This is a genomic window from Streptomyces sp. NPDC028722, assembly GCF_040637655.1.
In the GTDB taxonomy this organism is placed as follows: Bacteria; Actinomycetota; Actinomycetes; order Streptomycetales; family Streptomycetaceae; genus Streptomyces.
Genome location: NZ_JBEZWU010000006.1, coordinates 242906 through 268080, shown reverse-complemented (window position 1 = coordinate 268080; position 25175 = coordinate 242906). Strand labels below are relative to the sequence as shown.

At 72.1% G+C, this 25175-nt stretch carries 21 protein-coding genes and 1 tRNA gene; 11 read left to right on the top strand and 11 right to left on the bottom strand.

Annotated elements, in window-relative coordinates; genetic code table 11:
- Positions 1–21 precede the first annotated feature (21 nt).
- The 4 genes from AB0F03_RS12710 (at position 22) to pknB (ending at position 6758) form a co-directional block, all read left to right on the top strand.
- A complete protein-coding gene (locus tag AB0F03_RS12710) occupies positions 22–1584 on the top strand; it encodes a Stp1/IreP family PP2C-type Ser/Thr phosphatase (protein ID WP_361989997.1) in 1563 nt (520 codons plus the stop codon).
- A gap of 27 nt (positions 1585–1611) precedes the next feature.
- The gene (locus tag AB0F03_RS12705) at positions 1612–3063 is read left to right on the top strand and encodes an FtsW/RodA/SpoVE family cell cycle protein (protein ID WP_361989702.1); all 1452 of its coding nucleotides are present in this window, start codon (positions 1612–1614) and stop codon (positions 3061–3063) included.
- Entirely contained in the window at positions 3060–4544 is a 1485-nt protein-coding gene (locus tag AB0F03_RS12700; RefSeq protein ID WP_361989699.1) for a penicillin-binding protein 2, read from the top strand. Before AB0F03_RS12705 ends, AB0F03_RS12700 begins: the two co-directional genes overlap by 4 nt.
- Before the next feature lie 195 nt (positions 4545–4739).
- On the top strand, positions 4740–6758 hold the full coding sequence (gene pknB, locus AB0F03_RS12695) for a Stk1 family PASTA domain-containing Ser/Thr kinase (RefSeq protein ID WP_361989696.1): 2019 nt from the start codon (positions 4740–4742) through the stop codon (positions 6756–6758).
- A gap of 80 nt (positions 6759–6838) precedes the next feature.
- Here the strand turns inward: pknB and AB0F03_RS12690 are convergent, their stop codons facing one another.
- The 5 genes from AB0F03_RS12690 to AB0F03_RS12670 all read right to left on the bottom strand — a co-directional run bounded on the left by AB0F03_RS12690 (position 6839) and on the right by AB0F03_RS12670 (position 10471).
- Positions 6839–7597, bottom strand: a complete 759-nt coding sequence (locus AB0F03_RS12690; RefSeq protein ID WP_361989694.1) for a class E sortase — start codon at positions 7595–7597, stop codon at positions 6839–6841.
- Positions 7598–7624: 27 nt separating this feature from the next.
- Positions 7625–8740, bottom strand: a complete 1116-nt coding sequence (locus AB0F03_RS12685; RefSeq protein ID WP_361989691.1) for a class E sortase — start codon at positions 8738–8740, stop codon at positions 7625–7627.
- Entirely contained in the window at positions 8737–9375 is a 639-nt protein-coding gene (locus AB0F03_RS12680) for an aminodeoxychorismate/anthranilate synthase component II (protein WP_361989688.1), read from the bottom strand. The genes AB0F03_RS12685 and AB0F03_RS12680 overlap by 4 nt, the downstream gene beginning before the upstream one ends.
- Positions 9372–9533, bottom strand: coding sequence for a hypothetical protein (locus tag AB0F03_RS12675; protein ID WP_356819042.1), 162 nt, complete (start codon positions 9531–9533; stop codon positions 9372–9374). The genes AB0F03_RS12680 and AB0F03_RS12675 overlap by 4 nt, the downstream gene beginning before the upstream one ends.
- Before the next feature lie 149 nt (positions 9534–9682).
- Positions 9683–10471: a DUF881 domain-containing protein gene (locus AB0F03_RS12670; RefSeq protein WP_356819044.1), complete on the bottom strand. Its 789-nt coding sequence runs from the start codon at positions 10469–10471 to the stop codon at positions 9683–9685.
- Between the two features lie 152 nt (positions 10472–10623).
- On the opposite strand from AB0F03_RS12670, the gene crgA reads away from it, so the two are divergent.
- On the top strand, positions 10624–10878 hold the full coding sequence (gene crgA / locus AB0F03_RS12665; protein WP_356819045.1) for a cell division protein CrgA: 255 nt from the start codon (positions 10624–10626) through the stop codon (positions 10876–10878).
- A 283-nt stretch (positions 10879–11161) separates the two neighbouring features.
- Here the strand turns inward: crgA and AB0F03_RS12660 are convergent, their stop codons facing one another.
- Complete coding sequence (locus AB0F03_RS12660; RefSeq protein WP_361989684.1) at positions 11162–12046, bottom strand: rhomboid family intramembrane serine protease; 885 nt, start codon at positions 12044–12046, stop codon at positions 11162–11164.
- 162 nt (positions 12047–12208) lie between these two features.
- Positions 12209–12739 carry a peptidylprolyl isomerase gene (locus AB0F03_RS12655; RefSeq protein ID WP_361989681.1) on the bottom strand — a complete coding sequence of 177 codons (531 nt, stop codon included), beginning with the start codon at positions 12737–12739 and terminating at the stop codon, positions 12209–12211.
- Between the two features lie 205 nt (positions 12740–12944).
- Here AB0F03_RS12655 and AB0F03_RS12650 point away from each other — a divergent pair, with 205 nt between their 5' ends.
- A complete protein-coding gene (locus tag AB0F03_RS12650) occupies positions 12945–13646 on the top strand; it encodes a DUF5324 family protein (RefSeq protein ID WP_361989678.1) in 702 nt (233 codons plus the stop codon).
- A gap of 163 nt (positions 13647–13809) precedes the next feature.
- Here the strand turns inward: AB0F03_RS12650 and AB0F03_RS12645 are convergent.
- A tRNA-Ala gene (locus AB0F03_RS12645) sits at positions 13810–13882 on the bottom strand.
- 181 nt (positions 13883–14063) lie between these two features.
- On the opposite strand from AB0F03_RS12645, the gene AB0F03_RS12640 reads away from it, so the two are divergent.
- Both AB0F03_RS12640 and AB0F03_RS12635 read left to right on the top strand, forming a co-directional pair.
- Positions 14064–14612 (top strand): DNA-binding protein, encoded by a 549-nt coding sequence (locus tag AB0F03_RS12640; protein WP_361989675.1) that lies wholly within the window; start codon positions 14064–14066, stop codon positions 14610–14612.
- A gap of 111 nt (positions 14613–14723) precedes the next feature.
- Positions 14724–16034 (top strand): serine/threonine-protein kinase, encoded by a 1311-nt coding sequence (locus AB0F03_RS12635; RefSeq protein ID WP_361989672.1) that lies wholly within the window; start codon positions 14724–14726, stop codon positions 16032–16034.
- Here AB0F03_RS12635 and AB0F03_RS12630 read toward each other — a convergent pair.
- A complete protein-coding gene (locus AB0F03_RS12630; RefSeq protein ID WP_361989670.1) occupies positions 15998–17353 on the bottom strand; it encodes a hypothetical protein in 1356 nt (451 codons plus the stop codon). The genes AB0F03_RS12635 and AB0F03_RS12630 overlap by 37 nt on opposite strands.
- Before the next feature lie 392 nt (positions 17354–17745).
- Positions 17746–17874 carry a DLW-39 family protein gene (locus tag AB0F03_RS12625; RefSeq protein WP_003999697.1) on the bottom strand — a complete coding sequence of 43 codons (129 nt, stop codon included), beginning with the start codon at positions 17872–17874 and terminating at the stop codon, positions 17746–17748.
- Positions 17875–18130: 256 nt separating this feature from the next.
- Here AB0F03_RS12625 and AB0F03_RS12620 point away from each other — a divergent pair, with 256 nt between their 5' ends.
- Entirely contained in the window at positions 18131–18472 is a 342-nt protein-coding gene (locus AB0F03_RS12620) for a DUF6344 domain-containing protein (protein WP_361989667.1), read from the top strand.
- A gap of 270 nt (positions 18473–18742) precedes the next feature.
- Positions 18743–19537, top strand: a complete 795-nt coding sequence (locus AB0F03_RS12615) for a glycosyltransferase (protein WP_361989664.1) — start codon at positions 18743–18745, stop codon at positions 19535–19537.
- Here the strand turns inward: AB0F03_RS12615 and AB0F03_RS12610 are convergent.
- On the bottom strand, positions 19527–19742 hold the full coding sequence (locus AB0F03_RS12610) for a ferredoxin (RefSeq protein WP_361989662.1): 216 nt from the start codon (positions 19740–19742) through the stop codon (positions 19527–19529). The two genes, AB0F03_RS12615 and AB0F03_RS12610, sit on opposite strands and share 11 nt — an antisense overlap.
- Positions 19743–20259: 517 nt before the next feature.
- Here AB0F03_RS12610 and AB0F03_RS12605 point away from each other — a divergent pair.
- Entirely contained in the window at positions 20260–24561 is a 4302-nt protein-coding gene (locus AB0F03_RS12605; RefSeq protein WP_361989659.1) for a hypothetical protein, read from the top strand.
- Positions 24562–25175: the final 614 nt, after the last annotated feature.

Here is a 25175-nt window from a genome sequence, read left to right as displayed (position 1 = left end):
GAGCCGACGGGTGAGGTGCGCATGAGTCTGTCACTGCGCTTTGCCGCCGGATCGCACAAGGGCATGATCCGCGAGGGCAACGAGGACTCCGGTTATGCCGGTCCGCGCCTGCTCGCCATCGCCGACGGCATGGGCGGCCAGGCGGCGGGCGAGGTCGCGTCCTCCGAGGTGATCTCCACCCTGGTCACCCTCGACGACGACGTGCCCGGCTCCGACCTCCTCACCTCCCTCGGTGTGGCCGTGCAGCGCGCCAACGACCAGCTGCGCTCCATGGTCGAGGAGGACCCGCAGCTGGAGGGCATGGGGACGACCCTCACCGCCCTGCTGTGGACCGGGCAGCGGCTCGGTCTGGTGCACGTCGGCGACTCGCGCGCGTATCTGCTCCGCGACGGCGTGCTCACGCAGATCACGCAGGACCACACCTGGGTGCAGCGCCTCGTCGACGAGGGCCGGATCACCGAGGAAGAGGCCACCACCCACCCGCAGCGCTCCCTGCTGATGCGCGCCCTCGGCAGCGGCGAGCACGTCGAACCCGATCTGTCGGTGCGCGAGGTCCGGGCCGGCGACCGCTATCTGATCTGCTCCGACGGGCTGTCCGGGGTCGTCTCCCACCAGACGATGGAGGAAACCCTCGCCAGCTACCAGGGCCCGCAGGAGACCGTGCAGGAGCTGATCCAGCTCGCGCTGCGCGGCGGCGGCCCCGACAACATCACGGTCATCGTCGCCGACGTCCTCGACCTGGACACCGGTGACACCCTCGCCGGGCAGCTGTCCGACCAGCCGGTCGTGGTCGGTGCCGTCGCCGAGAACCAGCACCACCTGCACGACAACGGCATCATGCAGACGCCGGCCGGCCGCGCCTCCCACCTGGGCCGCCAGAACCAGCGGCACGGCGGCGGCGGCGAGTTCGGCCCGCCCGGCTCCGGCGACAGCGCCGGCTACGTCCCGGACGGCAGCTTCGACGACTACGCCGACGACGACTTCACCAAGCCGCGCGGCAAGCACCGGTGGCTGAAGAGATCCCTGTACGGCGTCCTCGCGCTCGCCGTCGTCGGCGGCGGCCTCTACGGCGGCTACCGCTGGACGCAGACGCAGTACTACGTCGGCGCGAAGGACGAGCATGTCGCCCTGTACCGGGGGATCAGCCAGGACCTGGCCTGGGTGTCGCTGTCGAAGGTGGAGCGGGACCACCCCGAGATCGAACTCAAGTACCTGCCGCCGTACCAGCAGAAGCAGGTGAAGGCCACGATCACGGAGGGCGGTCTCACGGACGCCCGGACGAAGGTCCAGGAGCTGGCCGTGCAGGCGTCCGCGTGCCGCAAGCAGGCCGAGCGCAAGGCCGCCGCGGAGGCGCGGAGCAGCACGAACCGCACCGGCAGGACCGGTGGCGGCACGGGCACCGTCACACGCACCGCCTTCACCAAGGCCCCGGCACCGACCACGACCCCGAACCCGTCGGCCTCGAAGCCGTCCCCGACGTCCCCTTCGAAGCCTCCGTCCACGTCCCCGTCCGCGACCCCCAGCCCCGGCCCCACTCTCTCGGAGGATGAGCAGAAGGTCGTCTCGCTGTGCGGTAAGCAGTAGGCAAGCCGTGAGAGGCCCTGTCACACGATGAGCAGTACTACGAATTCGCCGACGCATCACACGTCCACGATCGGCGCGATCGGCGCCCCGAGCCGGCGCAACACCGAACTGGCCCTGCTGGTCTTCGCGGTGGTCATCCCCGTGTTCGCCTACGCCAACGTGGGCCTGGCCATCGACGACCAGGTCCCCGCGGGGCTCCTGAGCTACGGTCTCGGGCTGGGCCTGCTGGCCGGCGTCGCCCATCTCGTCGTACGGAAGTTCGCGCCGTACGCCGACCCGCTGCTGCTGCCGCTGGCGACCCTGCTCAACGGGCTCGGACTCGTCGTCATCTGGCGGCTGGACCAGTCGAAACTGCTTCAGTCGCTGCCCCACTTCGCCCCGGCCGCGCCCCGCCAGCTGCTCTACACCGCGCTGGGCATCGCCCTGTTCGCCGTGGTGCTGGTCTTCCTGAAGGATCACCGGGTCCTACAGCGCTACACCTACATCTCGATGTTCAGCGCGCTGGTCCTGCTCATCCTGCCGCTGGTGCCCGGCCTCGGTGCCAACATCTACGGCGCCAAGATCTGGATCAGGATCCCCGGCCTTGGCTCCCTCCAGCCCGGTGAGTTCGCGAAGATCGTCCTCGCGGTCTTCTTCGCCGGCTACCTGATGGTCAAGCGCGACGCCCTCGCTCTCGCCAGCCGCCGCTTCATGGGCCTGTACCTGCCGCGCGGCCGCGACCTCGGTCCCATCCTGGTCGTCTGGGCGATCTCGATCCTCATCCTGGTCTTCGAAACCGACCTGGGTACGTCGCTGCTGTTCTTCGGAATGTTCGTCATCATGCTGTACGTCGCCACCGAGCGGACCAGCTGGATCGTCTTCGGTCTGCTGATGTCAGCGGTCGGCGCCGTCGGCGTGGCGAGCTTCGAGTCGCACATCCAGACGCGTGTGCACGCCTGGCTCGACCCGATGCGCGAGTACGAGCTCAGCCGCCAGATCACCCATGACGGCATCCTCCACTCCGACCAGTTGCAGCAGGCCCTGTGGGCGTTCGGTTCCGGCGGCACCCTCGGCACCGGCCTCGGCCAGGGCCACTCCGACCTGATCAAGTTCGCCGCCAACTCCGACTTCATCTTCGCCACCTTCGGCGAGGAGCTGGGGCTCGCCGGCATCATGGCGATCCTGCTGATCTACGGTCTGATCGCCGAGCGCGGTGTGCGCACCGCCCTGGCCGCCCGCGACCCGTTCGGCAAGCTGCTCGCCATCGGCCTGTCCGGCGGTTTCGCGCTCCAGGTGTTCGTCGTGGCCGGCGGTGTGATGGGCCTCATCCCGCTGACCGGTATGACGATGCCGTTCCTCGCGTACGGCGGTTCCTCCGTGCTGGCCAACTGGGCGCTGATCGGCATCCTCATCCGCATCAGCGACACCGCCCGCCGCCCGGCGCCCGCCCCCGCCGCCAACCCCGACGCCGAGATGACCCAGGTGGTCCGCCCGTCATGAACAAGCCCCTGCGCCGGATCGCGCTCTTCTGCGGCCTTCTCGTCCTGACCCTGCTGCTGCGGGACAACTACCTCCAGTACGTCAGGGCGGACAAGCTGAAGGACGACCCGAACAACCGCCGGGTCACCATCGCCCGCTACGCCACCCCGCGCGGCGACATCATCGTCGACGGCGATCCCATCACGGGATCCACGCTGACCAGCAAGACCGGCGAGAACGACCTGAAGTACAAGCGGACCTACAAGAACGGCGCCATGTGGGCGCCGGTCACCGGGTACGCCTCGCAGGCCTTCGGTGCCACCCAGCTGGAGTCCATCGACGACGGCATCCTCACCGGCGACGACGACCGGCTGTTCTTCCGCAAGACGCTGGACATGATCACCGGCAAGCAGCAGCAGGGTGGCAACGTCGTCACCACGCTGAACGCCGCCGCGCAGAAGGCCGCGTTCGACGGCCTGCGCCGGCAGGGCGGCAAGGGCGCGGTCGTCGCCCTGGAGCCGTCGACCGGCAAGATACTCGCGCTGGCCTCCTACCCGTCGTACGACCCCTCGTCCTTCGCGGGGAACAGCAACAACGACGCGGCGGCCTGGAAGAAGCTCCAGAAGAAGTACAACCCGGCCGACCCGATGCTGAACCGGGCGCTGCGCGAGACCTATCCGCCGGGCTCCACCTTCAAGGTGGTCACGGCCGCGGCGGCGTTGGAGAACGGCAAGTACACCTCGGCCGACCAGAAGACCGAATCGCCGTTGCCGTGGACCATGCCGGGCACCACGACCCAGCTGAAGAACGAGGGCAACATCCCGTGCGAGAACGCGACCATGCGGGTCGCGCTCCAGTACTCCTGCAACACCGTCTTCGGCAAGATCGGCGCCGACCTCGGCAACGACAAGATGCTCGCCGAGGCGAAGAAGTTCGGCTTCGACTCCCAGCAGTACACCCCGGTGCGGTCCAGCGCCTCGGTGTTCTCCGACGGCATGAACGCGTCGCAGACCGCGCTGTCCTCCATCGGCCAGTACAACACCGCGACCACCCCGCTCCAGATGGCCATGGTCGCCTCGGCGGTCGCCAACGACGGCAAGCTGATGAAGCCGTACATGGTCGACTCGTTGCAGTCCCCGAACCTGGACCCGGTCGCCAAGACGCAGCCGGAGGAGCTGAGCCGGCCGCTGTCGCCCGAGAACGCGCAGATCCTCCAGTCGATGATGGAGACGGTCGTCGAGAAGGGCACCGGTACCCGCGCGAAGATCGACGGCGCGGTCGTCGGCGGCAAGACCGGTACCGCCCAGCACGGTGTGGAGAACAGCGAGAACCCCTACGCGTGGTTCATCTCCTACGCCAAGCTCAGCGACCACAGCAGCCCGGTCGCCGTGGCCGTGGTCATCGAGGACGAGGGCGCCAACCGCGACGACATCTCCGGCGGCGGCCTGGCCGCGCCGATCGCGAAGAACGTCATGGAGGCGGTCATCAACTCCAAGAAGTGACCGCCCCGATCACCGCCGAGTGACGCCGCTCACACCGTCCTCGCATCGCCGCACGTAGCGGTACCGGTCCTGTATCGGGTTATGGGCTTGGCCAGGTCACACAGAGCGATCCGGGTACGGTAGGCCCGGACGGCAGCCTCCGGCCGCACACGAACCGTGCGGGCGGGGACCGACGGAGAGGGCTGGTAGGTAGCTATGGAAGAGCCGCGTCGCCTCGGCGGCCGGTACGAGCTGGGCCAGGTGCTCGGCCGCGGTGGCATGGCGGAGGTCTACCTCGCCCATGACACACGCCTCGGCCGCACCGTGGCGGTGAAGACGCTGCGCGCGGACCTCGCGCGTGATCCGTCCTTCCAGGCCCGGTTCCGCCGGGAGGCCCAGTCGGCCGCCTCGCTCAACCATCCCGCGATCGTCGCGGTCTACGACACGGGCGAGGACTACATCGACGGGGTCTCCATCCCGTACATCGTGATGGAGTACGTCGACGGTTCCACGCTCCGCGAGCTGCTGCACTCCGGCCGCAAGCTGCTGCCCGAGCGCGCGATGGAGATGACCATCGGCATCCTCCAGGGCCTGGAGTACGCGCACCGCAGCGGCATCGTCCACCGGGACATCAAGCCGGCCAACGTCATGCTGACCCGCAACGGCCAGGTCAAGGTGATGGACTTCGGTATCGCCCGGGCCATGGGCGACTCCGGGATGACCATGACCCAGACGGCCGCCGTGATCGGCACGGCGCAGTACCTCTCGCCGGAGCAGGCCAAGGGTGAGCAGGTCGACGCCCGCTCCGACCTCTACTCGACCGGCTGTCTCCTGTACGAGTTGCTCACGGTCCGTCCGCCGTTCGTGGGCGACTCCCCCGTGGCCGTCGCCTACCAGCACGTGCGCGAGGAACCCCAGGCTCCCTCGGTCTTCGACCCCGAGATCACCCCCGAGATGGACGCCATCGTCCTGAAGGCGCTGGTCAAGGACCCCAACTACCGCTACCAGTCGGCCGACGAGATGCGCGCCGACATCGAGGCGTGCCTGGACGGCCAGCCGGTCGCGGCCACGGCCGCGATGGGCGCGGCGGGTTACGGCGGCTACCCCGACGACCAGGCGACGACGGCCCTGCGGTCGGACGCGGGCGCGGGCGCGACCAGCATGCTCCCGCCCATGAACCCCGACGACGGCGGCGGTTACGGCTACGACGACCGCCCGGACCGCCGCCGCCAGCAGAAGAAGTCGCACACCTCCACGGTCCTGCTGGTGGTGGCGGGCCTGCTGGTGCTGGTCGGCGCCATCCTGATCAGCAAGTGGGCCTTCACCGGCGACAACACGGACAACGGCAAGGTGACCGTACCGACGTTCGTGGGCCAGCCGGAGAAGACGGCCCGGAAGATGGCCGACAACGCCGGGCTCCAGGTCTCGGTGACCAAGAAGTCCTGCGACGACCAGGCCACGGGCAACGTGTGCACCCAGAACCCGGATCCGGGCGGGAAGGTCGCCAAGGACACCACGGTCACCCTGGTGATCTCCACGGGCGCGCCGAAGGTGACCGTGCCGGACGTGCGCGGCGCCCAGTTCGACCAGGCGGAGGCCGAACTCACGGCCAAGGGTTTCGACGTCGACAAGAAGACCCAGGTGTCGACCCGGACGCCCGGTGTGGTCATCACCCAGGACCCGGAGGGCGGCACCAGCAAGGAGAAGGGCTCCACGATCACGCTCACGGTCGCCAAGGCCGAGGAGAAGATCACCGTGCCCGACGTCACCGGCAAGTCCTGTGACGAGGCGAAGGCCGCACTCCAGGCCAAGGGACTCGCGCCGACCTGCAACGACACCCCGGTCAGCGACCCCGCCCAGAACGGCAAGGTGCAGAACACCAACCCGGCGGCGGGCCAGCAGGTCGTCAAGAACACCAATGTGGTGATCAACGTCGGCAAGGCGCCGGAACAGCAGAAGACGGCGGTCCCGGACGTCCGGGGCCGCACGGTCGCCGTGGCCCGGCAGTTGCTGAACGCCGCGGGCTTCACGAACATCCAGTTCGCCAGCGGCAGCGACGGCAGCGACACCGCCATCGTCGCCGCCCAGGACCCGAAGCAGAACGACCAGGTCGACAACCCGGGGGGCACCACCGTCACCCTGACGACGCTGGGCTTCGGCAACAACAACGGCGGCGGAAACGGCAACGGCGGCGACAACGGCGGCACCAACTTCTTCGGCGGTACCACCGGCTGACGCCCCGCGCTCGCAGGTGGGCCCCTGCCGGGATGTCCCGGCAGGGGCCCACGTCGTTCCCTCTGTCCCCGGGGGGCGCGTCAGCGCAGTTCCGCCGGCGGCGTCCGCCGGGCGTCGACCTTCTGCACCCGGACCAGTTCGCCCCAGACGACGTAGCGGTAGCGGGAGGTGTAGACGGGGGTGCAGGTCGTCAGGGTGATGTAGTGGCCGGGCTTCTTCCGGCCGGACTCCCTGGGGACGGACGACAGGACCTTGACGTTGTACTTCGAGGTCTCGGGCAGGATCGAGTAGACCTTGTAGACGTACCAGTTGTCCCGGGTCTCGAAGACGACCGGGTCGCCCTCGCGCAGCTTGTCGATGTTGTGGAACTTCGCGCCGTGGCCGTCACGGTGGGCGGCGAGGGCGAAGTTGCCGGTCCTGCCGGTGGTGGGCAGCGAGGATTTCACCGGGTCCGTGTAGTAGCCGGCCACGCCGTCGTCGAGGACGTCCGTGCCCGTGCCCTTCTCGACCAGCACCTCGCCGTTCTTCATCGCCGGCACGTGCAGGAAGCCGATGCCCTCCTTGGTGTCCAGCGCACCCGGGCCGGTGTCCCGCTGCTGCGCCCAGTGCTCGCGGACCCGGTCGGCCTGCCGGTCCGCCTTGCGGTCCGCTATGACGTTGGTCCACCACAGCGAGTAGACGACGAACAGGCCGAGCAGCACGCCCGCGGTGATGAGGAGTTCACCGAAGACGCTGACCGCTGTCGCGATCCGGCCGGGGCGCCGGCGGCGCGCGGCCCGGTCCGGGTCCGGTTCGGACGCGTCCGTGGTGTCTTCGGTCTCGTCGGTGGTCGCTGCCACAGTTCGTCTGCCCTTACTCGATGAGCCCTACTCGATGAGCGCGTCCGGCTTGCCCTTGCTGCGCGGGCGTTCCTCGACCATCTTGCCCCAGACGATCAGCCGGTACTTGCTGGTGAACTCCGGCGTGCAGGTGGTGAGGGTGATGTAGCGGCCGGGCCGGGTGAACCCGGAGCCCGGCGGGACGGGGTCCAGCACGCTCGTGTTGGACGGCGGGGTCACCGGAAGCATCGAGGTCACCTTGTACACGAAGTACGTGTCCTGTGTCTCGACCACGACCGCGTCGCCGGCCTTGAGGCGGTTGATGTACCGGAACGGCTCACCGTGGGTGTTGCGGTGCGCGGCGAGACCGAAGTTGCCGGTGCGGGCGTCGGGCATCGCCGTCCGGAGCGCGCTCTGCCCGCCGTAGTGCCCGACCATGCCCTTGTCGAGCACCTTCTCGTTGCTGACGCCCTCCGCGATGGGCGCGACGACGTCGAGGGAGGGGATGTGCAGGATGGCGAAGCCCTGGCCCGGCTCGAAGACGCCCGGCTTGCGTGTGCCGCTGGCCCAGTCGTCCTGGAGCTGGTGCGTCTCGCTGCCGGCCTGCGCGTGCGCGCGCACGTTGGTCCACCACAGCTGGTAGGTGACGAACAGCAGCATCAGCACGCCGGTGGTGATGAACACCTCGCCGACGGCCCGGCTCACCAGGACGGCCGGGCCCGGCCTGCGCGCCTTCGCCTGCCGGCGGGCCTCCACCCGGGACTGCGGGCGTCCCGGGTCCCGCTCCGCCGGCGGAGCCGCCGTCCCCCGGGTCCCGCCGTGGCGCCCGCCGCGGCGCTTGGCGGCCTTTCTGCGGGCCGCCCGGCCGCCCGGTGCGACTCCGGTGGCAGAAGGGGCGGGGGAGGCCCCAGGCGGGCGCAGGGGCATGTTCCCCGGGCCGGTGTCCGCCGGTACCGGGATCCGCAGCGCCATCGTCTCCGCGTCCGCGGGAGGCGACGGCGCCATGAGGTTCTCGCCCCGCGCCGGGCCGGTCTCCGTCAGCCGGGGCATCGGGGCCGTCGGCGGATCCTGTCGGCGTCCCGTGTGCGGCCGCGCTCCGCCGGAGGACTCGTACGGTCTGCCGCCGCCGTACAGGTCCTCGCGCTCGGGGCGCAGCGCGGTCACGCCGTGGCCCTGCCCACCACCGGGGCGAGCCCCGCCGATCTCGCCACGGCGCCCTGGTCGCCGCACTCGGCGAGCCAGTTGGCCAGCATCCGGTGGCCGTGCTCGGTCAGCACCGACTCGGGATGGAACTGCACGCCCTCCACCGGGAGTTCGCGGTGACGCAGGCCCATGATGATGCCGTCGTGCGTGCGGGCCGTCACCTCCAGCTCGGCCGGGACGGTCGCCGGCTCGGCGGCCAGGGAGTGGTAGCGGGTCGCCGTGAAGGGTGAGGGCAGGCCCGCGAAGACGCCCTGGCCCCCGTGCTCGACCGGCGAGGTCTTGCCGTGCAGCAGCTCGGGCGCCCGGTCGACCACGCCGCCGTACGCCACCTGCATGGACTGCATGCCGAGGCAGACGCCGAAGACCGGTACGCCGGTCGAGGCGCAGTGGCGGACCATGTCCACGCACACGCCGGCCTCCTCGGGCGTCCCGGGCCCGGGGGAGAGCAGCACGCCGTCGAAGCCGTCCTGGGCGTGCGCGGTCGACACCTCGTCGTTGCGCAGCACCTCGCACTCGGCGCCCAGCTGGTACAGGTACTGGACGAGGTTGAAGACGAAGCTGTCGTAGTTGTCGACGACGAGAATCCGCGCACTCACTGGTTGTCCACCGTCACATCGTTGAAGGGCAGCAGCGGCTCGGCCCACGGGAAGACGTACTGGAACAGGACGTAGACCACGGCCAGGACCAGTACGAGCGAGACGAGCGCCCTCACCCACGCGTTGCCCGGCAGATGCCGCCAGATCCAGCCGTACATGCCGTTCCCTGCCGTCCCTTCCGTGTTCCCTACGGCACCAGACCCACGCCGTACGTCACCAGACTAGCGGCGCGGCGCCCCCGGTTCGGCTGCCTCCGCGGACCCGGTGGGATCGGGGTGGCCCCCGCCGGGTTCCCGGCGCGGGCCGGTCACCGCACGGGCTTGGCGTAGTGCAGGTCCACCGTGCCGGAGTAGCCGGGAAGGGTCACCGTGCCGTCGTCGGCGACTTTCCAGCCGAGGCCGTAGACGTTGACGTAGACCATGTAGGTCTGGATCGCCTTGCTCGCCGCGAGCGCCTGCTTCAGCCGCCCCGGGTCCCCGACCGCCGTGATCCGGTACGGCGGCGAGTAGACGCGGCCCTGGAGGATCAGGGTGTTGCCGACGCAGCGCACCGCGCTGGTGGAGATCAGCCGCTGGTCCATGACCTTGATGCCCCGGGCGCCGCCCTGCCACAGCGCGTTCACCACCGCCTGGAGGTCCTGCTGGTGGATGACCAGGTAGTCGGGCTGGGGCTCGGGGTAGCCGGGGAGCTTGGCGGTGGCGTTGGGCGGGGCGTCGTTCAGGGTGACGGTGACGGCCTTGCCGGTGAGCCCGCGGGTGCCCGCGTCGTTCTCCAGGGCACCGAGCTTGCGGTCCTCGGCCCTGGTGCTGCCGTCGTCGCTCTCGGCCAGTGACTCCACGCCGGCGCGCAGGGCCGCGTTGGACTCGTCCAGCCCCTTGTTCTTGCGGCTGCGCTGCTGGATCAGGTCGGACAGCTTCAGCAGGGAGCCGTCCTGCCGGATGTCGGTGCCCCTGGCGGTGTCGAAGCTGGTGAAGAAGATGAGCCCGGCGAGGGCGAAGACGGCCGCCGTGAGGATCCGCACGGGTCGCGGGCGCGGCCGGCGGGCCGGACCGGAGCCCGTTGATCCCGTCCCGGGAAAGTCGGCAGAATTGCTCAACGTACCCTTATCTCCTTCGGCGCCACGGAAGCACTACGCTAACGGACGCCCGGGGGAGCACACAGAGTCGTCATGTCGGCCCCTTGTACGCTGCCCCGAGCCCGACCCCGTTCCCTGCGCGGCCACGCAGCGCATCGACAGGAGAGACCCTCGTGCCGAAGTCACGTATCCGCAAGAAGGCCGACTACACGCCGCCCGCGGCGAAGCAGGCGCAGGCCATCAAGCTCACCAACAGCGCCTGGGTCGCACCGGTCATGCTGGCCATGTTCCTGATCGGACTGGCCTGGATCGTCGTCTTCTACGTGACCGACGGCTCGCTGCCGATCGACAGCCTGGACAACTGGAACATCGTGGTCGGCTTCGGCTTCATCGCCGCCGGCTTCGGTGTCTCCACGCAGTGGAAGTAGCGGTGGGCCGCCCCGGGGCGGAATAGCTCTGCCCACGGCTATCCACTGAGTTATCCACAGCTGTTTTCCACAGTGGGGAAAAAGAACGACGATCTGTGGATAACCCGTCGCGTGTTGACGCCGGTGTGACCGGTCGACAGCCCACCAGACACCTGTTCGCCCCCTGCCCTACCTGCGGAAACACATCCGAGCGGCAGGGGGCACAGCCGTGCCCGCACAGCCTGCACCACACTCGCCACCCTCTGTGGACAACGGTTCGGTAGCCGGGTGTTCGCAGGCCCGGTCAGGTCAGCTGGGCGGTCCTGACCAGCGCCACCGCCACCGCCACGGCGAGGACGGCCGCACAGGTGCCGTACTGCACCAGCGACCGCTTCTCCCGCGGTGCGTGCACCATCGCGAAGCCCGTCACGACACCGGCGACCAGGCCGCCGATGTGCGCCTCCCAGGCGATGTTGCTGAACCGGAACGTGAAGAACAGGTTGATCACCAGCATGGCGATGACCGGCCGCATGTCGTAGTTCAGCCGGCGCATCAGCACGGCGGTGGCGCCGAAGAGACCGAAGATCGCACCGGAGGCGCCCAGCGACGCGGTCGCCGGGGAGGCGATCAGGTAGGTGAGCGCGCCGCCGGCCAGTCCGGAGACGAAGTACACCGCCAGATAGCGGGTCCGGCCGAGAGCCGCCTCGAGCGGACCGCCGACCCACCACAGGCTCAGCATGTTGAAGCCGATGTGCCAGTACTCCTCGTGCGCGAACATCGACGTCACGAAGCGGTACCACTCGCCGTCGGCGACCCCCATGGTCGGCGTGAACGGCCTGGGGGGCCACTGGCCGATGAGGACCAGGTGCTCCAGGAGGGACCGGTCGGCCTGGACGGCGATGAACACCGCGAGGTTGATCCCGATCAGGATCTTGGTGAGCAGCCGGGGGTCGGACGTGACCGTGCCGCCGGCGAGTGTCCGCGGCCGGGACGCCTGCGGCGCCTGCCCCGTACCCGAACCACCGCGGACGCAGTCCGGGCACTGGAAGCCGACCGAGGCGCTGACCATGCACTCGGGGCAGATGGGGCGTTCGCACCGGGTGCAGCGCACGCCGGTCTCACGGTCCGGGTGCCGGTAGCACACGGGCGCTCTCCCGGCGTCCTGCGCGCTGCCTGCGGCCTGCTCCATCGGGTCCCCTTGGTCGTCGTGTCCCTGCCTGACGGCACTATCCTGCCCCGCTCATCCTTACGGACGGGGGGCGCGGTTGGTTCCCCGCGGGGGTTTTCCGGGAAAGCGGGTGTTCCGGGGAACCCGGGAACCGGGGAGGGAAGGTGGTCCAGGATGCGGGAATCAGCCCTGGCGCGTCTCGATGACCACCGTCTCGATGACCACGTCCTGGAGCGGACGGTCGTTGCGTCCGGTCGGCACGCTCGCGATGGCGTCGACGACCTTCTGCGCGGCCGGGTCGGTGACCTCGCCGAAGATGGTGCGCTTGCCGTTCAGCCAGGTGCTCGGGGTGACCGTGATGAAGAACTGCGAGCCGTTGGTGCCCGGACCCGCGTTGGCCATGGCCATCAGGTACGGGACACCGAAGGACAGGTCGGGGTGGCACTCGTCCTCGAACCCGTAGCCGGGGCCGCCGATGCCGTTGCCCAGGGGATCGCCGCCCTGGATCATGAAGCCGCTGATGACGGAGTGGAAGACCGTGCCGTCGTAGAGAGGCTGCCGGCTCTTCTCGCCGGTGCCGGGGTGCGTCCACTCGCGTTCGCCCCGGGCCAGTTCGACGAAGTTCCGCACCGTGACGGGAGCGTGGTGCGGGAAGAGCCGCACCCCGATGTCGCCGAGGGTGGTCTTCAGGGTGGCATACAGCTGCTCAGCCACGAGGTGCCTTCCGTCGTCGTACGCTGCGACGACTCGATCCTTGCACGCCCCCGCCCGCGCGTCGTCGCACGCCCGCGACTTCCGCCGGGAGAGGGTTGTCGGCACCCGTATGCGCGTCCGCACATGCTGCGGTCGCCGTTGACAGGCATGATCCGTAAAAGGGTGGAAAGTCGAAATACCGTACGCCACCGAGGAGGAGGAACCCGTGACCCGCATCGACAGCGTGCGCGCCGCGACCGGTTCGGCGAAGGACAGCGTGCTGCACGCCGCGGAAGTGGTGGCGCCCTACGCCGACACGGCCAAGGAGCGTGCGTCGCATTATGCGCAGGAGGCACGCGTACGGCTGGCGCCCGTGGTGTCGCAGGCCGCCGGTCAGGCCCGCGTCCAGTACGACGCCCGGCTCGCCCCACGTGTGGAGCAGGCGCTGACGCACGTACCGCCGAAGGTCGACCAGGCTGCGCACGACGCCGCCGCACTCACCCGCAAGGCCGCCCGGCAGGCCGCCGAGTACTCGCTTCCCCGGATCGAACAGGCCGTGGCCGCGACCGCTCCGGTACGCGACGAGGCCGCCGCCCGCGGCGCCGCCGCCCTGGCCGCGCTGCGCGGCCAGGTCTCGGCCCAGCAGATCCAGAAGCTGGCCCGGCGCAACGAACGGCGCTCCCGGACCGGCCGCACCGTGAAGACGCTGCTGGTGGTCGGCGCCGTGGCGGGCGGCGCGTTCGCCGCGTGGAAGTGGTGGGACAGGCAGGCCAACCCCGACTGGCTGGTCGAACCGTCCGCGGCGACGGAGGTCCCCGACACGGGCCGCCTCAGCTCCGTCGACGGCACGGGTACCGCGCCACTGGACCCGGAGGTCGAGGCCAAGCAGACGCAGGACGAGCAGACGGACCGCGACGACCAGGCCTGACCCGCGCGGCGCACGCCGCACACGACAGAAGACCCCTGCGGCCCGCGAGCGGGCGGACCGCAGGGGTCTCGTCATGACCGACGGCGGACGCGGGCACTCGCCCAGCCGGGGGAAAGAAACCCCTCCGACCTGCGTTTCCGCAGGTCGGAGGGGTCATTTCGCGTGGAGCCTAGGGGAGTCGAACCCCTGACATCCGCCATGCAAAGACGGCGCTCTACCAACTGAGCTAAGGCCCCGGGAGGCAGCGACCGGCCGGAGGAAGCTCGCTCCGGCGGTGCCGCAGACCAGAGTACCGGGTCACCCCCCGTATCCCGCAAAAAGATTGGGGGTCCCCGCGGATGACCACTCTCCGTAGGATGCTCGACGTGGTTCGCTACAGCGAACCGCGGTTTTCAGGGGAAGCGATGGGGAGACGCAATGGACGCCGCACAGCAGGAAGCCACCACGAGAGCGCGGGAGCTCCAGCGGAACTGGTACGGGGAGCCGTTGGGGGCGCTCTTCCGTAAGCTCATCGACGATCTCGGGCTGAACCAGGCCCGTCTCGCGGCGGTTCTGGGACTGTCCGCCCCGATGCTTTCGCAGCTGATGAGCGGCCAGCGCGCGAAGATCGGCAATCCGGCGGTGGTGCAGCGGGTACAGCTGCTCCAGGAGCTGGCGGCCCTGGTCGCGGACGGCAGCGTCAGCGCTGCCGAGGCGACCGAGCGCATGGACGAGATCAGGAAGTCACAGGGAGGCTCCGTGCTCAGCAACACCACACAGACCACGGGCAGTTCCGGCGCCCCCACGGTCAAGCGGGTGGTCCGCGAGATCCAGTCGCTGCTCCGCTCGGTGGCCGCCGCGGGCGACATCATCGACGCCGCGGACACCCTCGCCCCGAGCCACCCCGAACTGGCCGAGTTCCTCCGCGTCTACGGTGCCGGCCGCACCTCCGACGCCGTCGCGCACTACCAGTCCCACCAGAACTGACACGGCGGTTCGTGGCAGGGGCCAAGGCGCGTATCCGCCGTCACATGGGTAGGGAAGGGGAGCGAGGGGCACGGGGGCCTCGCAGGGCCAGGGGGAGGAGCGGCGGCTGTCATGGGTGAGGTCTTCGCCGGCCGGTACGAGCTGGCCGACCCGATCGGGCGCGGCGGTGTGGGCGCCGTGTGGCGGGCCTGGGACCACCGCCGGCGGCGGTACGTGGCCGCCAAGGTCCTCCAGCAGCGCGACGCCCACTCCCTGCTCCGCTTCGTCCGCGAGCAGGCCCTGCGCATCGACCATCCGCACGTCCTCGCCCCGGCCAGCTGGGCCGCCGACGACGACAAGGTGCTGTTCACCATGGAGTTGGTCGGCGGCGGCTCCCTGGTCCACCTCGTGGGCGACTACGGGCCCCTCCCGCCCGCGTTCGTGTGCACCCTGCTCGACCAGTTGCTGTCCGGGCTCGCCGCCGTGCACGCCGAGGACGTCGTCCACCGGGACATCAAGCCCGCCAACGTGCTGCTGGAGGCCACCGGTACCGGTCGGCCGCGGCTGCGGCTGTCCGACTTCGGCATCGCCATGCGGCTGGGTGAGCCCCGGCTGACGGAGACCAACCTCGTGGTGGGCACGCCCGGTTACCTCGCCCCCGAACAGATGCTGGGCGCCGAACCCGACTTCTCCGCCGACCTGTTCGCCGTCGGCCTGGTCGCCCTGTACCTCCTGGAGGGCGCGCGGCCCGACGCCAAGGCGCTCGTGCAGTACTTCCAGGAACACGGGACGCCCGGTGCGCCCCGGAGCGTTCCGGAGCCGCTCTGGCAGGTCGTCGCCACGCTCCTCCAGCCCGACCCCGAGGACCGCTTCCGCACCGCCACGGGGGCGCGCAAGGCGCTCGCCGCCGCCGCGGAACTCCTGCCCGAGCCCGGCCCCGACGACGAACTCATCGAGATCTTCGACCAACTCGGCCCGCTGCCGCCGGGCTTCGGACCCGAGGGCCCTCTCGCGCGGGCCTCCGGTGTGGCCCTGGAGACGGTCCCGGGGGCGGGCGCGCGAACCGTACCGGGGGCGGCTCACCCGGCGCCCTCCGTGACCGGCACCGGTTCCGGCGCATGGCACGGGAGCACGCCGGCGGGCGGCGGCCCGACGGGCACCGGCTCCCTCTCGGACACCGGCAGCTTCCGCCTGCCCCCTCCCCGGCAGCCCCCGGCACCGGATCCGCGTACCGGCTCAGGCACCGCCGCGTACACCGCCCCCGATCCCCAGCCACCGCCCCGGACACCCCCGCCGGTCCCGCCCGCGCCGCGGCCCGCCCGGGGCCGCCGCGGCCGGCGCGCGGCCCGCCGCCCCGGCCCCCCGGCCCGCGTCGTGCTCCCGGTCCTGCTGCTGGCGCTCGTCTGCTACACGGTCGGTTTCTGGGCGCTGACCCGTCTGTGAGCCCGCCGGGCCGTCACCGTCCAGCCGCCGAGGAACAGCAGCAGCGCGGTTCCCCCGCCGATCCCGCCGACGGCGACCAGCGTCATCGTGAGGTGACCGTCGTCTCCGGTGGCACCGGTCAGCGCGGCCGTCCGGTCCTGCCCGGTGACCGTGAGGACGCCGTCCGGGACGGACCGCCCGGCGTACGCCGGACCGGGGTGCGCCTGCCCGCCCACCCGGACCCGCAGGGTCACCTCGAACGGTCCCGGCCCGAACGTGCCGGTCATCCGGGCGCTGAGGTGCAGCACCAGGTAGTAGTCACCGGCGAACCGGACGGAGGTCACCGCGGTGGGGACGGCGTACCGGTTGGCGTACTCCACCGGTGGCAGCGGCTGGAGGGCGGCGGCCCCGGCGGTGCCGGTGTAGCCGACGGAGGCGTCGTCGACGTAGCCGCGGACGGGGTTGTAGAGGGAGAGGTTCAGGGCGCCGCCGACGTATCCGTGTCCCGGGGAGTCGCCCAGGCCGGCGGAGGCGTACAGCTGCCGGCCCCAGTCGAGCGGCACCTTGTAGAACCGGGTCTGTCCGGGCGCCAGGCGGGTCCGCCAGACGCCCTCGCCCAGCGGACGCGCCGCGGCGAAGCCGGTGCCGCCGGAACGGTCGCGGGGCACGGCGGTGAGGGGCCCGGGGGTGGCGGAGTCCCAGGCCCGGGGGGCGGTGGTGGCGCCGGTCCGGGCGAGGGCCGGTTCCGTGGCGGGCGCGATCTCCAGATCCCACGCACCGGCCGGGGCCGCCGCGCCGGAGCCCTGGGCGTCGAGGCGTTCGACGAGGAGGGAGAAGGTGCCCGCGCCCTGGCACAGCGACTTCCCGGCCTCGCGCTGCCCCAGGGCCGTGACCGGGCGCGGGCTGAGCCCGGCGCCGAAGCGGGCGGAGGCGTAGGAGCAGGACGTGCCGTGCGCGTCCCGGAGCGAGACGCGGATGCCGTCGGTGGCGGAGACGGTGGCGTCCGCCGGCGGGACGGCGGTGACGGGGACGTACGCGGTGTCCGCGGCGGCCAGCTCGAGCCGGTAGTGGAGCCGGCCGTTACGCGGGAGGGTGTCGCGGTAGGTGCGGCCGGGATCCAGCAGGGCGGCCCCGGCGGTGCTCCGCGCGCCCGTGACCGCCCGGGCGCCGGGGGCGAAGGCGTACGGCCCCGGGTGCGCCCCGGCGGCTGCCGCCGGCGCCGCGGCCGGCAGCACGAGGACGGCACAGACAGCGGCACAGACGGCGGACACGGCGAGGGCGGCACAGACGGCTGCCGGCACGCACCGGCGGGCGGCCCGCCGCGGGGCCGCCGTACCCATGCCCACACCCCGCCACCACGCGGTCCGCACGCGCGCCCGCCGCCACCGCGCCGCAGGCCCTGACCCGTGCCGCCACCGCGCGGTCGGCACGCGCACCTGCCGCCACCACGCCGTACGCCCTCGCACGTGCCGCCACCCCCGGTCCCCGGTCCTCGGGCAGCGCCCGCCGTCCGCGTCCCATCCTGCCCCGGCCGGCCCTGCGCCGTCCGGGGCATGCGTACGGCCGACCGAAAAGCCCGCCCCCCTCCCCGGGCCCCACCAGCCCCCGTACCCCACCCGCCGGCACCCCGCAACACGGGACAGCGCCCGCGGGATGCGGAACCCGGACCCCGGGAACGCGAAACCCCGACCGCGAAGGCGGCCGGGGTCGGTTCAGCTGGGGTGTGGGGGACTCACGAACCCGTGGGCACGGAGTCAGTCGCCTCCGTCCACAGGTCCTGCTCGGCGCGATCCGCCTGGATCTGCCGGTACACGAGGAGCCCGCCGATGGCGGCCAGTGCGACCAGGAGCAGCTTCTTCACCGCGCGACCTCGTCTTTCCTTGACGTGAGGGACCTCTGGCGCCCGACTATACACACCGGCCGATATCGATCGGTGACCTGCGTCGGGGCCTCAAGTCCCCGCCTCCGGCAGCACCGAGGTTCTCCGTCCCCGTGCACCCGTCCGGGTGGTGTTCATCGGAACATCGCCGCGCCACGGCCGTCGGTCCACCACTTCGCGAACCTCATACACATCATGAGGAAAGTACGCAAATCGCCCAACCCGAAAGTGAGGGGCCATGACCCAGAACAAGGTCATGAAGCTGTGGACCGCCATCGTCACCGCCTTCCTCGCGCTGTGCACGGCGCTCGGACTCGTCACCGCCGGCTCCGCGACCGCCGCCGCGGCCGGACCCCGGACCGAGAGTCCCCGCACCGGCACCGCGCAGCAGTCGGCACCGATGATCCCGGCGACGAGCCGCTGGGTCTGGTCCCACGGCAGCGCCCTGCCCCCCACGATGAAGCAGCGGATCCGGGCCGAGGCCCATGGCAAGTCCCCCAGCTGCCGGCACCGCCCCGGCCCCGAGACGCAGACGGACTCGACGGACAGCGACCACGCGGCGGAGTCCCTCGACTGCTGATCCGGTCCTGCCGCAGTACCGCAACGTCTCGACACCACGGCGACTTGCGTACGCACCAGTCGACACGGAAGACCCCCGGCCGGGAACGGCCGGGGGTCTCGCGCTGTTCCGGCCCCCACAGCGCCGGCGTGCCCGGCCCGTAGGTCATGCTTGTACGACCCCGAGCCCGACCCCAACCCGACCCCAACCCTGATTCCGACCCCGCCCCCGAGCCCACCCGCAGCCCCGACCGACTCCCACCCGCGGCCCCGGAAGGAGGTGAGTGCCGCCGTGAACCGGCGCGTCACCGTTGTCACCGCTGTCCACGGCCCGTCCGCCCGTTTCCTGCCGGACGCCTACGCCTCCCTGTGCGGCCAGCGGCTCCCCGACGGCTGGGAGTGGCAGTGGGTCGTCCAGGAGGACGGCTTCACGGACGAGGTCCGCCCGCACGTCCCGGACGGCGACGCACGCGTGACCTTCCGCCAGGGACGCCCCGGCGGGCCCGGAGTCGCGCGGACGATCGCGCTGGCGCGCGCCGAGGGCACGTACGTCAAGGTCCTGGACGCCGACGACCGGCTCGCACCGGGTGCGCTCGCCCGCGACCTGGCCGTGCTGGAGGCGGACCCGGCCATCGGGTGGACCACGTCCCGCGTCCTGGACCTGCTGCCCGACGGCTCCACGGCCGGCTTCCCCGGCGACCCGGACGACGGGCCGCTCGAACGCGGTGCCGTCCTCGACCACTGGCGGCGCAACGACTTCCGCCCACCGGTCCATCCCGCGACCCTCTGCGTCCGGCGGGAGCTGCTGACCGCCCTGGGCGGCTGGATGGCGCTGCCGGCCTCCGAGGACACCGGCCTGCTGCTGGCGCTGAGCGCGGTGAGCCGCGGCTGGTTCTCGGCGGAGACCGGCCTGCTGTACCGCAAATGGGAGGGGCAGGTCACGGGCCAGGCGCCGCACGGGGACCCCGTCGAGCGCGCGGCCCGCACGGCGGTCGCGGAGGCCAGGGCCCGGGGCCTGGCGGACCTGGGCTGGAGCTATCCGCCCGCCGCGCCGGGACCGTCCGCTTCCGCCCCGGCTACGACGTGACGTCCTGCTCCGTGCAGACGATCGCCTGCGAGGGACACCTCTCGGCCGCCTCCCTGACCGCCGCCCGGCTCTGCGGGTCCGCGGCGGCCTGGGCAGCACCGGGCCGCACGACGCCGTAGCCGTCCTCGAACGCGAACACGGCCGGTGCCCGGTGCGCGCACTCGGCCGAGCCGTAGCACAGGGAGCGGTCGACGGAGACCTTCATACGTCCTCCAGCCGTCAACGGCGATCTCGGTGTTCCCCGGATCCGTCCCTGCCCGGCGGAGCACCCGCCGAACCGCCCCCGCACGCATCGGTCCTCGCTTCGGCACGTCCGCGCGCCCTGCCCGCCCGGCACCGGTCCCTCCCCTCGTGGGGACCGGTGCCGAACGGTGCGGGGCTGTCGGCCCGCGCCACGACGGCGTACCGGCGCGGGCCGAAGAAGGGAGCCGGTCAAGGAGCGCCGGCGGGTTCTCTCACCCGCCGGTGTCGTCGCCGTTCCCAGTCTGTGGCGGAAGTTGACCGATAACGTTCGGCGCCATGGGCTGCCTTCTCCGGGTGCGGGGCCGTTGGCCTGTCCGAACGGTGTGTGACGGATCCGATACCGGGTTTGGATCCTGCCATCTGATACCGCCTCCGAGGAGGCTCCGGTCGCCACTCCAGCCCTTCCGCCCAGGTCAGGCGTATAAGGTGAGTTTTCCGGTCCGGACGTCCTGGGGTGGGGGGAAGTAAGGGGTGGGACCTTGAGTTCCGACTCAGGGGCACGCACAGCCTTCGCCGAACGCCTCGCGCTGCTGTACAGGGAGGCCGGCAACCCTCCCCTCAAGAGCGTCGCCGAGGCCGTCGTACGGCTCCGGCGGGTCGACGAACGCGGCCGTCCCGTACGGGTGTCCGCGCAGCGGATCAGTGACTGGCGCCGGGCCAGGAACGTACCGGCCCAGTTCGCCGCCCTCGCGGCGGTCCTCCAGATCCTCGTCCCGGAGGCGCGGCGACTGCGCCCCACACCCGTCTCCGCGGGCCTGTACGACCTCGCGCACTGGCAGCGGCTGTGGGAACGCGCCCTCGCCGGCCCGGTCGGTGACGGTCCCGTGCCCGAGGCCGAGAAGAACCGGCGGCCACCGGCCGAGGCCCCGCCCGTCGCCGGCGTCGTGTGCCCGTACCGGGGACTGGCCCCCTACCGGCAGGAGGACACCCGGTGGTTCTTCGGCCGGGAGCGCAGTACGCGGGCGCTCGTGGACCAGTTGCGCGCCGCCGAACGGGAGGGCGGGCTGGTGATGCTGGTCGGCGCCTCGGGAGCCGGTAAATCGTCCCTGCTGAACGCCGGCCTGGTGCCCGCGATCCGCGCCGGCACCCTGGGGACGCGGGACGGCAGGACGCACAACGGCGGGACGCGGGACGGCGGAACGCACAACGGCGGGAGGCGTGACGCCAGGACCCCGGTGGCCGACGGAACCGCCACCGCTCCAGGGACCGCTTCCCGGACCACTCCGGCCACCGCTTCCCGGACCGCTCCCGGGACCGCTTCCGAGAAGCCCCCTTCGGCCGGCGCCACAACCGCCACCGCCGCCCCCGCCGCGCCGCCCACGGACCTCGCCGCGCGCACCGCGTCCGGCACCGGTCCGCACGCCGCGGACGCCGCACCGGGCGGTCCCGTCCTCCAGTTCGTCCCGGGCGTCGACCCGCTGGCGGAGCTGGTCCGCCGGATCCCCGACCTCGCCCCCGTCGCCGCCGACGCGCGCCGGGCCGAGCAGGAGGCGACGGAGAACCCGGTGGCGCCCGGTTCCGACGCCCCGCACCTCACCCGGGCCGTCCGCGAGGCGGTCACGGCCTGGGCGCGCCGCGAGACCCCCGGGGACACCCGGCCGGTCGTCATCGTGGACCAGTTCGAGGAAGCGTTCACCCTCTGCCCCGACGAGGCGGACCGGCGCACCTTCATCCAGCTCCTGCACGCGGCCTGCACCCCGGGTGCCGGCCCCGACGAGCCGGCGCCCGTTCTCGTCGTCCTCGGCATCCGCGCCGACTTCTACGAGCAATGCCTCGGCTACCCGGAACTCGCCGACGCGCTCCAGCACCGCCACATGGTGCTCAGCCCCCTGACCAGCGCCGAGTTGCGCGACGTGGTGACCGGTCCGGCCCGGGCGGTGGGTCTGGAGCTGGAGCCGGGGCTCGCCGAGCTGATCGTGCGCGAGGTGAGCGCGGACGGCCCGCGCGGGGCGCACGATGCCGGCGTGCTGCCCCTGTTGTCGCACGCCCTGCTGGCCACCTGGCAGCGCCGCAAGGCCGGACGGCTGACGCTGGCCGGTTACCGCGCGGCGGGCGGCATCCAGGGCGCGGTGGCCGGGACCGCCGAGCGTGCCTGGTCCGGCCTGGACCCCGCGGCCCGCACCGCCGCCCGGCTGCTGCTGCTGCGCCTGGTCCGCCTCGGCGAGGACACCCAGGCCACCCGCCGGCGCGGCACCCGGCGGCAGCTGGCGGAGGAGTCCGCGGACCCCGGCAAGACGGAGGAGTCCCTGGAGGCCCTGGTCCAGGCCCGGCTCGTGACGCTGGACGCGGAAACGGTGGAGATCACCCACGAGGCGCTGCTGCACGCCTGGCCCCGGCTGCGGCACTGGATCGACGAGGGCCGCGGCGACCACCTGGTGCGCCAGCGGCTGGAGGAGGACGGCCGGGCCTGGGAGAGCACGGGCCGGGACAGCTCGCTGCTGTACCGGGGGACCCGGCTGGAGAAGACCCGCAACTGGGCCCGGGTGACGGGGGACACGAGCCTGACCCGCAGCGCGGTGGAGTTCCTGGCCGCGTCCGTACGGCTGCACCGGCGCACGGTGTGGCTGAGCCGGGCCGCGGTGGCGGCGCTGGTGGTGCTGGCCCTGCTCGCGGCCGGTTCCGCGGTGATCGCCTGGAAGCAGCGCGACGACGCCGTGTTCGAACAGGTGCTCGCCGAGGCCGACCGGGTCCAGCACACGGACCCGTCCCTGGCCGCCCAGCTCGACCTGGTCGCCCACCAGTTGCGCCCCGGTGACGAGGGCACCTACAGCCGCCTGATCTCGATCGTGAACGCGCCCCTGGCCACCCCCCTGACCGGCCACACCGGTGCCGTCTACCTCACCTCCTTCAGCCCCGACGGCCACACCCTGGCCACCGCCAGCTACGACCGCACGATCCGGCTGTGGAACGTCACCGACCCGCACCGCCCGGTCCCGCTCGGCAAGCCCCTCACCGGGCACACCAGCTGGGTGAGCAGCGCGGTCTTCAGCCCGGACGGGCACACCCTGGCCAGCGCCGGCGACGACGGCACGATCCGGCTGTGGAACGTCACCGATCCCGCCCACCCGGTCCCGCTGGGCACGCCGCTCGCCGGGCACGAGGGCACCATCTACCTGGTCGCCTTCAGTCCGGACGGGCACACGCTGGCCTCGGCCGGCGAGGACCGCACCGTACGGCTGTGGGACCTGGCCGGCCGGCGCCGGCCCACCCCGCTGGCCACGCTGCGCGGCCACAGCGCCGCGGTGCGCTGTGTGACGTTCAGCCCGGACGGGCGGACGCTCGCGACGGGCGGCGACGACGACACGGTCCGGCTGTGGGACGTGACCGCCGCGCGCCGGCCCGAACCGGTCGGGGCACTGCGGGGACACACGGGCCTGGTGCACACGGTGGCCTTCAGCCCCGACGGTCACACCCTGGCCAGCGGCAGCGCGGACGACACGATCCGGCTGTGGAACGTCACCGCCCCGGGCCACGCGGTGGCGGCCGGCCCGCCGCTGACCGGCCACACCGGGCCGATCTGGTCCGTCGCGTTCAGCCCCGACGGCGGCCGGCTGGCCGCCGCGAGCGCCGACAGCACGGCGAGCCTGTGGAACGTCAGCGATCCGGCGTCCCCGTCCCAGGTCGGCGAGCCGCTCGCGGGCAGCAGCGGCGAGATGTACGCCCTGGGGTTCAGCCCCGACGGACGGACCCTGGCCACCGGCAGCGGGGACGGCAAGGTGCGCCTGTGGTCGGTCCCCACCTCCGACATGATCGGCCGGAGCGGTGCGTTCCGGCCGGACGGCCGGGTCCTGGCCACCGCCGCCCGGGACGGCCGGCTGCGGCTGTGGAACGTGGCGCGGCCCGGCCGGCCCGTCCCGCTCGGCGAGCCGTTCATGCGGGCGGACGGCGGCCAGCGGTCCCCCGTCTTCTCCCCCGACGGCCGCACCCTCGCCGTCCTCACCAGCGACGAGGCGGTGTACCTGTGGAACGTCACCGACCCCGCCCACCCGGCCCCCGCCGGCCCGCCGCTGCGTCTGCGGACCCGCTTCATGGGCCCCGACGCGCTCGCCTACAGCCCGGACGGCCACACCCTGGCCACCGCCTACGACGACCGCACCATCCGGCTGTGGAACGTCACCGACCCCACGCGCGCGGTCCCCCTCGGCAAGCCGCTCACCGGCCACCGGGGCTTCATCGACACCCTGGTCTTCGCGCCCGACGGCCGCACCCTGGCCAGCGGCAGCGCCGACAGCACGATCCGGCTGTGGAACGTCACCGACCCCGGCCGGCCCGTACCGCTCGGCACCCCGCTCACCGAGCACTCCGGGCCCGTCAACGCGCTCGCCTTCAGCCCGGACGGCCACACCCTGGCCAGCGGCAGCGACGACGACACCGTGCGCCTGTGGAACGTCACCGATCCGGCCGCGGCCAGCGCCCGCGGCGCCCGCCTCACCGGCCACACCGAGGCGGTCACGTCCCTGACCTTCGGCCCGGACGGCCACATCCTGGCCAGCGGCGGCAACGACAACACGGTACGCCTGTGGAACGTCTCCGACCCCGCCTCGGCGACCCCGATCGGCCAGTCGATGAGCCCCAACGCCAAGACGGGCAACTTCCTGTCCTTCAGCCCCGCGACCCGGGTCCTCGGCGTCTCCAGCGGCGCCGACACGGTCCGCCTGTGGAGCCTGGACGCCGACGCCGCGATCCGGCACATCTGCTCGGTCACCCGGAACGTCCTGACCGAACACAAATGGCACGAGTACCTGTCGCGCCTCTCCTACGACCCCCCGTGTGGTCGATGATCGGCCAACGTGCCGGGATTCCCCCGGACTTGCCCCCACGGAACCGACAACCTTGTTACCCTTGGCCATAGCCCGATCGCTGGTGCATCCCCCGTCGCCAGCGGTCGGGCGCTCGCGTCCCCGGCCGCGATGCGCTCAGCCCGCCACCGCGTGACCCGCCAGGTACGTCAGCAACGGCCCTCGACCAGGTATCTCGGTCAGGGGCCGGTCCCCTGAGCGTCATCCGCCGACGACGGTGGTTCCCCGCTGCTTCCCGGCCGAACGGGCACGAGAGGGGCACGATCGATCAGCCGCTGGCTACCGGCAGCGTTCCGGGCCTGCTTCCTTGATCGGCGGTACCGGCGCCACCTGGGCGCGAGCTCACCGCACGCGGTCACCCACGCGGCAAGGACGGCGCAGAAAACGATGCCCTCGCGCTCTCCCGTCAGCCTGCCCATCGCCCAGAAGGCCGGCGTCGTAATGAGCCAGGCCACGACCAGGGGTCTCGCCTTCGGCCACCGGTGCGCATGCTTCACAGGCGGGACGGTATCAAGGGCTCATCCGTCCGTCCGAGGACGACAGGAGGTCGGCCTCGGCGAAGGCGCAGAGAGGCCGGCCCCCAGGGGCCGGCCCGC